14 protein-coding genes are annotated in these 12,103 nt (G+C 65.9%); 5 read left to right on the top strand and 9 right to left on the bottom strand.

All coding sequences use genetic code 11. From position 1 onward, the window contains the following. Positions 1 to 11: 11 nt before the first annotated feature. The 5 genes from zapE to OH705_RS03920 form a co-directional block, all read right to left on the bottom strand. Positions 12 to 1,112 carry a cell division protein ZapE gene (zapE, locus tag OH705_RS03940; protein WP_267301084.1) on the bottom strand — a complete coding sequence of 367 codons (1,101 nt, stop codon included), beginning with the start codon at positions 1,110 to 1,112 and terminating at the stop codon, positions 12 to 14. Between the two features lie 95 nt (positions 1,113 to 1,207). Next, on the bottom strand, positions 1,208 to 2,356 hold the full coding sequence (locus tag OH705_RS03935; RefSeq protein ID WP_267301083.1) for a PQQ-dependent sugar dehydrogenase: 1,149 nt from the start codon (positions 2,354 to 2,356) through the stop codon (positions 1,208 to 1,210). Between the two features lie 21 nt (positions 2,357 to 2,377). Further along, positions 2,378 to 2,698 carry a hypothetical protein gene (locus tag OH705_RS03930; RefSeq protein ID WP_094011313.1) on the bottom strand — a complete coding sequence of 107 codons (321 nt, stop codon included), beginning with the start codon at positions 2,696 to 2,698 and terminating at the stop codon, positions 2,378 to 2,380. Positions 2,699 to 2,829: 131 nt separating this feature from the next. Then, positions 2,830 to 3,795 (bottom strand): agmatinase, encoded by a 966-nt coding sequence (speB, locus tag OH705_RS03925; protein WP_094011312.1) that lies wholly within the window; start codon positions 3,793 to 3,795, stop codon positions 2,830 to 2,832. A 23-nt stretch (positions 3,796 to 3,818) separates the two neighbouring features. After that, positions 3,819 to 4,898, bottom strand: coding sequence for an extracellular solute-binding protein (locus OH705_RS03920; protein ID WP_110604567.1), 1,080 nt, complete (start codon positions 4,896 to 4,898; stop codon positions 3,819 to 3,821). A gap of 102 nt (positions 4,899 to 5,000) precedes the next feature. Here OH705_RS03920 and OH705_RS03915 point away from each other — a divergent pair, with 102 nt between their 5' ends. Further along, positions 5,001 to 5,897: a LysR family transcriptional regulator gene (locus tag OH705_RS03915; protein ID WP_267301079.1), complete on the top strand. Its 897-nt coding sequence runs from the start codon at positions 5,001 to 5,003 to the stop codon at positions 5,895 to 5,897. Positions 5,898 to 5,983: 86 nt separating this feature from the next. Then, positions 5,984 to 6,454, top strand: a complete 471-nt coding sequence (locus OH705_RS03910) for an LEA type 2 family protein (RefSeq protein ID WP_023630895.1) — start codon at positions 5,984 to 5,986, stop codon at positions 6,452 to 6,454. 25 nt (positions 6,455 to 6,479) lie between these two features. Here the strand turns inward: OH705_RS03910 and OH705_RS03905 are convergent, their stop codons facing one another. Next, positions 6,480 to 7,421, bottom strand: coding sequence for a carbon-nitrogen hydrolase family protein (locus OH705_RS03905; RefSeq protein WP_110604568.1), 942 nt, complete (start codon positions 7,419 to 7,421; stop codon positions 6,480 to 6,482). 67 nt (positions 7,422 to 7,488) lie between these two features. After that, the gene (locus OH705_RS03900) at positions 7,489 to 7,752 is read right to left on the bottom strand and encodes a hypothetical protein (protein WP_023630897.1); all 264 of its coding nucleotides are present in this window, start codon (positions 7,750 to 7,752) and stop codon (positions 7,489 to 7,491) included. A gap of 131 nt (positions 7,753 to 7,883) precedes the next feature. On the opposite strand from OH705_RS03900, the gene OH705_RS03895 reads away from it, so the two are divergent. Next, positions 7,884 to 8,204, top strand: coding sequence for a DUF883 family protein (locus tag OH705_RS03895; RefSeq protein ID WP_031315252.1), 321 nt, complete (start codon positions 7,884 to 7,886; stop codon positions 8,202 to 8,204). A 1-nt stretch (position 8,205) separates the two neighbouring features. Here the strand turns inward: OH705_RS03895 and OH705_RS03890 are convergent, their stop codons facing one another. Then, positions 8,206 to 8,823 carry a tRNA-(ms[2]io[6]A)-hydroxylase gene (locus OH705_RS03890; RefSeq protein WP_267301078.1) on the bottom strand — a complete coding sequence of 206 codons (618 nt, stop codon included), beginning with the start codon at positions 8,821 to 8,823 and terminating at the stop codon, positions 8,206 to 8,208. 157 nt (positions 8,824 to 8,980) lie between these two features. Here OH705_RS03890 and OH705_RS03885 point away from each other — a divergent pair, with 157 nt between their 5' ends. Both OH705_RS03885 and OH705_RS03880 read left to right on the top strand, forming a co-directional pair. Beyond that, positions 8,981 to 9,844 carry a universal stress protein gene (locus OH705_RS03885; RefSeq protein ID WP_267301077.1) on the top strand — a complete coding sequence of 288 codons (864 nt, stop codon included), beginning with the start codon at positions 8,981 to 8,983 and terminating at the stop codon, positions 9,842 to 9,844. A gap of 81 nt (positions 9,845 to 9,925) precedes the next feature. After that, positions 9,926 to 10,792 (top strand): LysR family transcriptional regulator, encoded by an 867-nt coding sequence (locus OH705_RS03880; protein ID WP_267301076.1) that lies wholly within the window; start codon positions 9,926 to 9,928, stop codon positions 10,790 to 10,792. Here the strand turns inward: OH705_RS03880 and OH705_RS03875 are convergent. Further along, complete coding sequence (locus OH705_RS03875; RefSeq protein ID WP_267301075.1) at positions 10,766 to 11,923, bottom strand: HPP family protein; 1,158 nt, start codon at positions 11,921 to 11,923, stop codon at positions 10,766 to 10,768. The genes OH705_RS03880 and OH705_RS03875 overlap by 27 nt on opposite strands. Between the last annotated feature and the right edge of the window lie 180 nt (positions 11,924 to 12,103).

The raw sequence follows: 12,103 nt of genomic DNA, 5'->3' as shown, positions 1-12,103 counted from the left end.
GGTCGGCTCCTTCAGGCGAAGCGTTGCAGTTGCATCTCCCGTAGCCGGCTCAGGGTCCGTTGGTACGGGAACGCCAGATACCCTTGAGTGTAGAGCGCTTCCAGCGGCACCTCGGCCTCCAGGTACAACAACACCCGACGGTCGTAGCATTCGTCCACCAGGGCGATGAAGCGCCGCACGCTGTCATCCTTCGGCGCCAGCGTCGGCAACTGGCGATCCCCGGCCTCGACGCGGGCGGCCCCGTCCTCGGTGCCGCGGGCAATGCGCCCGGCCTGCTGGACGCCACCCAGGGCCGGAATAGCGCTGATCAGGATCGCCGGAAAGCGGTCGCACAATGCCATGAAGTCCATGGCGGCCAGGGGCTGCTCGCACAAGTCGGCGAAGCGGCACCAGATGGCGTGCGTGCTGCGGCGCAGCACGCCGATACGCCGGGAGCCGAGCTGCAACGGCTGATCACTGCCTGGATCGTTCGGGCTCAGCCGCTGGAACACCGCCTCGAGCGCGCTCGGCCACCCTGGCTTGCCGACCCAATAGCGTTGCTGTTGCACGCCGGGACGCAGTCGGTGGTCCTGCTCCCCCGCCACCGCCAGCACGCGCATGTGCTGCTCGATGGCGGCGATGGCCGGCAGGAACCGCTCGCGGTTGAAGCCATCGCGGTACAGCTGGTCAGGCGGCTGGTTGGAGGTGGCGACGATCACCACACCGTGATCGAACAACACCTGGAACAGACGGCCAAGGATGATCGCATCGCCGATATCGCTGACGAACAGCTCGTCGAAACACAACACCCGTATCTCTTCGGCCAGCGCCCGGGCCAGGGCCGCGAGCGGGTCGGCGGTACCATTGAGCTGGAACAGGCGCTGGTGGACCCAGGCCATGAAGTGGTGGAAATGCTGGCGCCGTGCCGGAAGTTCCAAGCTGCGATGGAACAGGTCCATCAACCAGGTCTTGCCCCGGCCGACCGGGCCCCAGAGATACAGGCCTTGCGTCGGCTGGCCCTGAAGCAGGGAGTCGAAGCAGGCCTGCAAGGCCGCCACAGCGGCTGCCTGGGCGGCATCGGGAACGTAACCGCGCTCGGCCAGCGCCTTGTGATAAAGGGATTCGGGAGTCATGCCGCGCATGGTACGCCATCGCGGGGCAAGCCCGCTCCCACAACATTGCCCCAGGGCAACTGCAATAGCTTGCACCAGGGCTTACGCCGGGACGATCAGCCCTCTGTCAGCCCCACCTTCAACAAGGCGCCATCCTTGGCATCGGTCAGCACGTACAGATAGCCATCCGGCCCTACCCGCACGTCACGAATCCTGGCTTTCAGGTCAGCCAACAGCCGCTCTTCATGCACGACCTTGTCGCCATCGAGTTTCAGCCGGATCAACTCCTGTGTCGCCAGCGCGCCGATGAACAGGTTGTGGTCCCAGGCCTTGAACGTGGGGCTGTCGTAGAACGCCATGCCGCTGATGCCCGGCGACTTTTCCCATACATGATGGGGGTCGACCATGCCGTCGACGTGCTTGCCCTTGGCCTCGGGGATCGGCAGCAACGAGTAGTTGATGCCGTGGGTGGCGATCGGCCAGCCATAGTTCTTGCCCGCCTTGGGGATGTTGATCTCGTCGCCGCCACGCGGGCCGTGCTCGTGGGTCCAGAGCATGCCGGTCCAGGGGTTGAGCGCCGCGCCCTGCTGGTTGCGGTGGCCGAACGACCAGATCTCCGGGCGTACGTTGTCGCGGCCGACGAAGGGGTTGTCCTTGGGTACCTCGCCGTCGGGCAGGATGCGCACGATCTTGCCCTGCAGCTTGTCCAGGTCCTGCGACGTGGCACGCTGGTTGTTCTCGCCCAAGGCGATGAACAGGTAGCCGTCACGGTCGAACACCAGCCGCGAGCCGAAGTGATTGCCTTCGGACAACTTGGGCTGCTGGCGGAAGATCACCGTGAAGTTCTCCAGGCGCGACTGGTCCTGGGTCAGCTGGCCACGACCGACGGCGGTACCCGCCTTGCCATCGCTGCCCTCTTCGGCATAGGACAGATAAACGGTTCGGTCCTTGGCAAACTCAGGCGAGAGCACCACGTCAAGCAGCCCACCCTGCCCTTCGGCCCACACCTTGGGCACGCCGGACAGCGGCGGCCCTACCTTGCCCTCAGCATTGACTATACGCAGATTGCCTGGACGTTCGGTGACCAACATGTCCTTTCCGCCGGGCAGGAAGGCCAGCGCCCAGGGATTGCGCAGACCATCGGCGACAGTGCTGACGGTTAGCGGGCCCGCCTCGCTGAAGTACTGCTGCTCAGCGGCGGCCTGCGCCAACAAGGGGAACAGGCTGGCTGCTGCCAGGGTGGTCAACCAGATGCGTGGCGTCATGCTCGCTTCCTTCGCAAGGGCTCACGGCGCGCGTGGTGAATCGCGTGGTGGCCGGGTGGGTTCCAGGTTCGGGGTCTGCTGCTCGCGGCGCAGGTTTTCACCGTTGCCGATACCGCGGTTGTCGAGGGTGGGGGGGCGCGGATTGGGTTGCGTGGACGGGCCGCGCACGGGCGGCATTGCCGGCACGCTGCCCTGCCGGCTGTTGGGGTTGGCGCGCATGATCGGGCTGTTGTAGGGATTGTTGCTGTCGTTGGCGGCAAGCAGTGGCGGCGCCAAGGACGCAGCCTGCAGTGGCAACGCCAGCACCAGGCCGAGGCCCAGGATTGGCAGTGTGGGATTCATGCTTCACCTCCGCTACGAAAAGGCGCGCTCGAAGGTTGGATAGCCTAAGGCGCGCAGGGTTCGACGCAAAAGAATGAATTTGGGTCCTGATGTTTCAGTATGTGCCCCTTGGGCTACCTTCAGCCCTGGTGTCAACCGACTGTATCTACCTTGTGCCGCGCGGCATACAGGCACAGCATCTCCATCGCCAGGGTCGCGCCGGCCAGCGCGGTGATATCGGCATGGTCATAGGCCGGCGCCACTTCCACCAGGTCCATCCCCACCAGGTTGATCCCGCGCAACCCGCCGAGGATCTCCAGCGCCTGCACCGTGCTCAGGCCGCCGCATACCGGCGTGCCGGTGCCGGGGGCGAAGGCTGGGTCCAGGCAGTCGATATCGAAGGTCAGGTACACCGGCCGGTCGCCCACCCGCTGGCGGATGGCAGTGACGATCGCCTCGGTGCCCTGGCGATGCACCTGGCGGGCGTCGAGAATGGCGAAGCCCTGGCTGTCGTCGTTGGTGGTGCGCAGGCCGATCTGCACCGAGCGCGCCGGGTCCACCAGCCCTTCCCGCGCCGCGTGCCAGAACATCGTGCCATGGTCGATGCGCTGGCCCTCCTCGTCCGGCCAGGTGTCGCTGTGCGCATCGAAGTGCACCAGCGCCAGCGGGCCATGCCGACGGGCATGGGCCTTGAGCAGCGGATAGCTGATGAAATGGTCTCCGCCCAAGGTGAGCATGGCGCAGCCGGCCTCAAGAATGTGCTCGGCATGCGCCTCGATGCTCTGCGGCACCGACTGCGGCGTACCGCTATCGAAGGCACAATCGCCGTAGTCGATCACCGCCAGGTGGTCGAACGGATCGAACGCCCAGGGCCAGTGCCGGGCCCAGGCCTGTTGCACCGAGGCGGCGCGGATCGCCCGCGGACCGAAGCGCGCGCCGGGACGATTGCTGGTGGCGGTGTCGAACGGCACGCCGCTTACCACCACGTCGACACCCCGCAGGTCGCGGCTGTAGCGGCGCCGTGAAAAGCTGGTGATGCCGGCATAGGTACTTTCGGCAGCGGTGCCATAGAGGCTGTCACGGGTGATGGCCTGGTCGTTGTTCTGGGCGAGGTCCACGGTGTGTCTCCTGTCGTTGTCGTTCACTGGCGGCTGCGGAAGGCGGTCCACAGGCGGTTGCGCTGGCGCAGGTCGGCCAGCGCCATGCTGCGGTCGGCGAACAGGCGCTGGCGCACCTCGGCCGACGGGTAGATGTCCGGATCGTTGCGGATCGCCGCGTCCACCAGCGGGGTGGCGGCCTGGTTGGCGTTGGCGAAGAACAGCGTGTTGGTCAGTGCCGCCACCGAGTCGGGGCGCAGCATGAAAGCGATGAAAGCGCGGGCCGCCTCGGGATGCGGTGCGTCCTTGGGGATCACCAGGTTGTCCTGCCACACCAGCGTGCCCTCGCGGGGGATGCGGTAGATCAGCTCGAAGGGCTTGCCAGCGCGACGCGCCTGGTCGGCGGCCATGGCGGCATCGCCGTTGTAGGTGAGCGCCAGGCACACGCTGCCGTTGGCCAGGTCGTTGATCTGGCGGCCATTGGCCACGTAGCTCATCGACGGTTGCAGTTGCTGCAACAGCGCCTGCGCCGCGTCCAGGTCAGCCTTGTCCTGGCTGTACGGGTCCTTGCCCAGGTAGTTGAGGGTCACGCCGATCACTTCCTGCGGTGAGTCGGGCATGGCGATGCCGCAGTCCTTCAAGCGGCTGGCGTACTCAGGCTTGAACAGCAGGTCGAGGCTGTCCAGGGGCACATCGCCCAGGCGCTGGCGTACGGCCTCGACGTTCACCCCCAGCCCCAGGGTGCCCCAGGTGTAAGGCACGGCATGGCGATTGCCAGGGTCGGCCTCGGCCAGCTTGGCCAGCAGGTCCGGGTCGAGGTTGGCATAGCCGGGCATCGCCTGCGCCTCGAGCGGCTGCAGGGCGCCGGCCTTGAGGGCCCGGGCCAGCACCGTGGCCGAAGGCACCACCACGTCGTAGCCGCTACCACCGGTGAGCAGCTTGGTCTCCAGCACCTCGGTGGTGTCGAAGGTGTCGTAGCGGACCTTGTAGCCGGTCTCCTTTTCGAAACGTTCCAGGGTCTGCGGGGCGACATAGTCGGCCCAGCTGTACAGGTTGACGACCTTCTCTTCGGCCTGCAGCGGCAGGGCGATCAGCAATGAAAGCAGGCACAACGTCGAACGCATGGCGGACACCTCGGCATAAGGGTGGATGCCGCCAGCATGCCTGCCGGGTTACATTGCAAAAATGGCAACTTTGCGAAGCTGACATTCACCAGGAGCAATGTGATGCTCGGACAATTGCACGACCCGGACCTGCACCTGCTGCGGCTGTTCGTCACTGTAGTCGAGGCCGGCGGCTTCAGCGCCGCCCAGGGTGTGCTCGGGCTAAGCCAGCCCAGCATCAGCCAACAGATGGCGAAACTGGAGACCCGCCTGGGTTATCGCCTGTGCAGCCGGGGCAAGGGCGGCTTCCGGCTGACCGAGAAAGGCGAGTTGCTGTTGCAGGCGACCCGCGGCCTGCTGCTGCAGATCGAGCAGTTCCGCCAACAGGCCAACGGTGTTGCCGGGCGCTTGCTGGGCAGCGTGCGCATAGGCCTGGCCGAGAACCAGGACCGTGACGTCAGCCTGCGCCTGGCCCAAGCCATCGCGCGGTTTCGCCAGCGTGACGAGAGCGTGCGCCTGGAACTGACCAGCGCGCCACCGGCCGAACTCGAACGCTTGCTGCTGGAGCAGCGCCTGGACTGCGCCATCAGCTACTTCTCCGGCAACCAGGCGGCGTTCGACTACCTGCCGCTGTTCGAGGAGCGCCAGAGGCTTTACTGCGGCAAGGGACACGTGTTGTTCAGCCAGGCCCAGGTAACCCGCGAGCAGTTGCTCGAGTCCGATCAGGTAAGCCACCCCTATCGTTTTCTCAAACAGGGCGAGCCGTTCCAGAGCCGCCACAGCATGGCGGTGGCAGAGCAGATCGACAGCGCGCTGACATTCATCCTGTCAGGACGACACATCGGCTTTCTGCCGTGTCACTGCGCCGCGCCCTGGGAAGCCCAGGGCCTGTTGCGGGCGCTGGATACCGCGCTGGATTTCGTGGTGCCGTTCACCCTGGCCAGGCATCGCGGGCAAACACCCGGTGAGGCGCAGCAAGCGTTCATGGAAGACCTGCGCATGACATTCGGCTCGCGTTAGGCCCGCAACGTCGGCATGCCCGGCTTTCATCGCCGCCACGCATTTGCGACACTGCCGACTCGCCCGTGCCACAAGGCCAGATACCCATGTATGCCCGCATCTGCCTGATCCTGCTGCTGACCCTTGGCCTGAACGCCTGCGCCCTGTTCCAGGGGCGCGATCCGCTGAACATCAGCGTGATCGGCATCGATCCTTTGCCAGGCCAGGATCTGGAACTGCGCATGGCGGTGAAGATCCGCGTGCAGAACCCGAACGAAACCCCGGTGGATTTCAACGGCATCGCCCTCAACCTGGAAGTCAACGACCAGCCCCTGGCGGCCGGGGTGAGCGACCAGCGCGGGCATATCGGCCGCTACGACGAAGCAGTGCTGGTGGTGCCGGTGAGCGTCACCGCCTTCGCCTTCCTGCGCCAGGCCTACGGCCTGAGCCAGGTGGACTCGCTGCAGGGCCTGCCCTATGTGTTGCGCGGCAAGCTGGCAGGAGGGCCACTCGGTACCGTGCGTTTTACCGACAAAGGCAAGCTCGACCTGCCAACGGCCGCAGGCCCCGCCTGGTAATCAGCTTTACCGGCAGGTTGGCAGATCACTCGCCTGCGCTGGATGAACCGACGAAACGGACTCCTGGCCGCGGACGCTCGTCCACGCTGAGTTCGAACACATCCGGCCGCGCATAATGGCCAACCACGTCGAAGTCGTAGCGCGCACGCACCAGTTCATCGGTATCGACTTCGGCGCAAAGCAGGCCGCGCTCGCCCACCAGCGGCCCGGCCAGCACCTCGCCGAGTGGGCCGACGATCACGCTGCCGCCGTTGATCAATGGTCGTTCGGCCGGCCAGTTGGCCACCTCCAGGCCCAGTGCGGCGGGCGAGTCCTGCACCTGGCAGGCGCTGATGACAAAGCAGCGCCCCTCGGCGGCGATATGGCGCATGCTCACCTGCCACAGCTCGCGCTCGTCCACCGTCGGCGCGCACCACAACTGCACCCCCTTGGCGTACATCGCGGTGCGCAGCAGCGGCATGTAGTTCTCCCAGCACACCGCCGCGCCGATGCGCCCGGCACGGCTTTCGATTACCGGCAGTGTGGAGCCGTCGCCCTTGCCCCAGATCAGCCGCTCGGTGCCGGTGGGCATGAGCTTGCGGTGCCTGGCCACCAGGCCGGAGTGCGGTTCGAAGAACAGCACCGTGCAATACAAGGTATTGCCGCTGCGCTCGATCACGCCGATCACCAGGCTCGCTCCGGTACGCGCCGACAAGCCGGCCAAGGTATCGGTCTCGGGCCCTGGCACATCGATGGCATTGGCGAAATAGCGGGCGAAGGCTTCACGTCCCTCAGGCAGGCGATAGCCGAGCTGGGTGCCGAACCCTTCGCCTTTCGGATAGCCACCGAGCAAGGCCTCGGGCATCACCACCAGGCTGGCACCGGCGTCGCGGATGGCCTGCTCGTAGTCGAGGATCTGCGCCAGGGTGGCGGCCTTGCCACCAGGCAGCGAACCGATCTGCAGGGCGGCGACGATGGACTTGGGCATCGAGGGAACTCCAGTCAGGAAGGTCTGTTGGATTCTCCAGCGCAGGCGTTCGGGGTGTTCGCCTGGCTCAGCGGTTGGCGCTGGCGGCGGCCATCATCTTGTTCACTTCGCTGCGCACCAGCTGGTTGAACTCCGGCGGCGACATGCCGTCGAGTTCGGCACGCACCCACTCGGCCCACTTGCCCTTGCGCCGTGGCTTCTCAGCAATCAGGCGCGCCGCCTCGCCCTTGGCCTTGCCCAGGTTGTTCTGCCAGTAGTCGAACAAGCGGGCCTTTTCTGCCTCGATCTGCGCCCGTTCCTGGAAGCTCATGTTGGCCAGATTGAAACTCATCGGGTATTACCTGCCGCTGGAAAATGGGCGCTATCTTACACTGCGACGACGCGCCACCGGTACGCCGCTGCAACTTTCCCGGCAGCGTGGCATCCATTGTTCAACGCCCAACCCTTCACGAGGATGTGTACATGGCCAGGAAAACCGCTGCGCAAGGCAACAACGACCAGATCAAGGATCAGGTGTTCAGCGAACTGCAGGCATTGATCGAGGAATCCGAGAAGCTGCTCAGCGACAGCGCGTCGCTGGTCGGCGAGGAAGCCGAAGGCATGCGCGCGCAGTTGGGGCTCAAGTTGCGCCAGGCGCGCGATGCCACCAGCCGCCTGGGCCAGAAGGCGCAGCCGGTGGTCGAGGCTACCCAGGAGTACATCGGTGGCCACCCTTGGCAGACCGTGGCGATTTCCGCGGGCTTCGGCCTGGTGGTCGGGTTGCTGCTCGGTCGCCGGCAATAACTCAGGCGGCTTGTGCCTGGGGAATACCGCTGTGGAAGCGCAGCTCCTGGTCGGGCGAGGTGATCAGCCCGGCCTCCGCTTCGCGCACCTGCTCCACGACCCGGGCAATGTCCGCTTCATCGCCGTACTGGTGGGCCAGTTTCAAGTAGCCTTGATAGTGCCGTGCCTCGCTCTTGAGCAGGCCGTGGTAGAAGGTGCCCAGTTCCTCGTCCAGGTGCGGCACCAGGGCGGCGAAACGCTCGCAGCTGCGCGCCTCGATAAAGGCCCCCACCACCAGGGTATCCACCAGTTTCACCGGCTCATGCGCCCGCACCAGCCGCCGCAGGCCCGAGGCATAGCGCCCGGCCGACACCGGCCGTAGCGGCACGCCGCGACGCTTCATCAGGCGCAGCACCTGCTCGTGGTGCACCAGCTCCTCGCGGGCCAGGCGCGACATCATGTTGATCAGGTCGAGGTGGGTGTTGTACTTGGCGATCAGGCTCAGCGCCGTGCTGGCGGCCTTGAACTCGCAATTCTTGTGATCGATCAGCAGGGTTTCCTGGTCGGCCAGTGCCGCCTCGATCCAGGCGTCAGGGGTGCGGCAACCCAGGAAGGCATCGATTTCAGGAATCAGGGACATGGTACTCACAATCGCAGCGGACATCGGCGGGACCGGCGATTATACCGGCGGCGCTGACGAGCGCCAGTGACTATGCTTGACTCAAGTCAACCGGTGGGAGCCGCCGCGCCGTCTATAGTCAGGCATTGGTCGCCATCCGCGAAAGGAGTTCACGCCCATGCAAGCCGTGCGCAGCATCCTCGTCGTCCTCGACCCCGAGCACGCCCATAGCCGGGCCCTGACCCGGGCCAAACTGATTGCCGGGGTGACCGGTGCGCGCCTGCACCTGCTGATGTGCGACAAGAAGCAGGACCACAGCGCGCTGTTGAGCCTGCTGAGCAGCCAGTTGCATGACGATGGCTACGACAATGTCACCCATGAACAGAAGTGGAAGGACAGCCTGCACCAGTCGATCATCCATGTGCAGCAAGCGGAAGGCTGTGAACTGGTGATCAAGGAGCACCGCCCGGACAATCCCTTGCGCAAGGCACTGCTGACCCCCAGTGACTGGAAGCTGCTGCGCGAGTGCCCCTGCGCGGTGCTGATGGTCAAGAGCGAATGCCCCTGGACCGGCGGCGTGATCCTGGCGGCGGTGGATGTGGGCAACCAGGACGAGGCCCATCGCCTGTTGCATGCCAGCATCATCGACCACGGCTACGACATCGCCAGCCTGGCCAAAGGCCAACTGCACGTGATCAGCGCCCATCCCTCGCCGATGCTGTCGGCTTCCGACCCGGTCTACCAGCTCACGGAGACCATCGAGAAACGCTATCGCGAGGCGTGCACGGCGTTCCAGGCCGAATTCGATATCACCGATGACAGGCTGCATATCGCCGAAGGGCCGGCCGACGTACTGATTCCCTATACCGAGAAAAAACTCGACGCGGTGGTGACCATCGTCGGTACCGTGGGCCGCACCGGTATCTCCGGGGCGTTGATCGGCAACACGGCGGAAGTGGTCCTGGATGCGCTGGAAGGTGATGTGCTGGTGCTCAAGAGCGAAGAGGCCACGGCACATCTGGCTGAGCTGGCGCGTGGCTGAACTGGCACGTGGCTGAACCAGCGCCCCAAACAGGTGCAATGGCTCTAGAATAGGCGCCTCTCCAGCCACAGAAGCAGCACCATGGACATCGATCAGGCCCGCACCTTCCTGGAAATCGTCCGCTGCGGCAGCCTGGTCGCCGCCGCCGAACGCCTGTTCGTCTCACAGACGGCGATTAGTGCCCGCGTGCAGCGCCTGGAGCAGCAACTGGGCTGCCAGCTGTTCGTGCGCAGCCGCAACGGCGCCAGCCTGACCACCGATGGCGAGGCGTTCGTCAGCTATGCCAACCAGCTGGTGCAGACCTGGGAAGCGGCGCGCCGTGACCTGCCGCTGCCCCAGGGCTGCCAGCAAGTGCTGCATGTGGGCGCCGAGGTGAGCCTGGGCAACCCGATGCTGCTCGATTGGGTCAGCGCCCTGCACCAGGAACTGCCCAGCCACGCCATCCGCAGCGAGGTCAGCGATGGCGAAGCGCTGCTGCGCAAGGTGGAGATGGGCTTGCTCGACGCCGCGCTGGTCTACCAGCCGACCTATGGCCCCGGCCTGCAGGTCGAACAGTTGATGGAAGAGAAGCTGATCCGCGTGCGCCGGGTCGATGCGCCCGATCCGTACATCTACATAGACTGGGGCGAAGCGTTCCGCCGCCAGCATGACGCCGCCCTGCCCGACCTGTCGCGCCCGGCCCTGAGCTTCAATCTCGGGCCCCTGGCCCTGCAGTTCATTCTCGAACACGGCGGCAGCGGCTATTTCCGCACCCGGGTGGTCCAGGCCTACCTGCAAAGCGCGGTGTTCGAGCGCGTGCCCCAGGCGCCGGAGTTCACCTACCCGACCTTCCTGGTGCATGCCCGCGAACGCGACAGCGACGCGTTGCAGCAGGCCTTCAGCGTGTTGCGCCGGCTGGTGACCGCAGGCGAAAGCGACTGGTCACAGCGCTGGGACCCGGTGATCTGAGCCCTGCGCCGCGGCAGTCAGCAGGTGCCGCTTGAGGCCGGCGATCAGGTCGGTCTGGGTGATCACCCCCACCAGCTTTTCGTCGTCGAGCACCGGCAGGCAGTGCAGCCCCTGTTCACTGAGCAACGGCAACAGGCGCTCCAGCGGATGCTGGCTGCCGACACTGACCACCCGCCGACTCATCACCTGCTCCAGGCGCACCACCTTGCGCCGGAGCAGGCCACGCCAGCTGAAACGCCCACGTTCCATGGCCGGTCCGACCAGATCGCTGAGGCTGACGATCCCCACCAGGCGTCCCTCTTCCAGCACCGGCAGGGTCTTGAGGTGATGGCCGGACAACAGCTTCCAAGCCTGCTCGAGGGTGGTGCGCGGCGTTGCCCATTGCACGTCGCGGGACATCACCGAGCTGGCGGTGATGCCGCCCAGGCTGCGGTGCAGGGCGTGCTGCTCGGTGGCCAGGATGATCCGCTCCAGCTCGTCACGGGTGACATCGACGAACTCGCCGATCTCCTCCAGGGCCTGGTCCAGGTCCCCCGCGCTGATGCCGACCCGCTCGCCCGGCAGCGGGTCGTGGGTGTGGTGCAGGTCGCGTCGCGGGATCGCGCCCTTGGGATAGCGCACGCCGGTCAGACGGTTGTAGAGCACGGCCACGCCGACCAGGATCAGCGCATTGAGCAATACCGGCTCGAGCAGGTGGTCACCCATGGCCACCAGCCCCGGATCGGCCAGCACCGCGCTGGCCGCCACGCCGCCACCGGGCGGGTGCAGGCAGCGCAGCAGGCACATTGCCAGGATGGCGATGCCCAACGCCGCCGCCGCGACCCACAACCCATCGCCGAAGGCGTGGCGCATGGCCAGGCCTACGACAGCCGCCAGCGCGTAGCTGCCCAGCACGGGCCAGGGTTGGGCCAACGGACCGGAGTGCACGGCGAACACCAGCACCGCCGAGGCTGCGAGCGGGCCCAGCAGATGCAGGGCGATCGATGGCCCATAGGCCAGGCTGCAAAGATAGCCGGCGAGAAACAGGCCGAGCAGCGCGCCAAGACCTGCACGCAACCATTCTCGGGGAGGGATGTTCAGCGGCGCCGGGAGCAGGCGCTGCAAGCGGGATTCGGGACGCGAGGCAGACATCGAGGTGACTTGATCGTGTTCTTCTGATGGTAAAAAGAAAGCCCAGCGCGACCGGCCTGGGCCCTGTGTTGCGCAATGCAGTGGCGCAAGGGGGCTCCGTCCTTGGAGAGATGGAAACCGCAAGGTTTCGTGGCCGGCATTGTGCCGGGCGCAGGTGGCGCTGGGCCAATTCAAAAAACT

Origin of the sequence: Pseudomonas sp. BJa3 (genome assembly GCF_026343815.1) — a bacterium.
Taxonomy (GTDB): Bacteria; Pseudomonadota; Gammaproteobacteria; order Pseudomonadales; family Pseudomonadaceae; genus Aquipseudomonas; species Aquipseudomonas soli.
The sequence above is the reverse complement of the archived record's forward strand: the minus strand, read 5'-3'. Positions and strand labels throughout refer to the sequence as shown.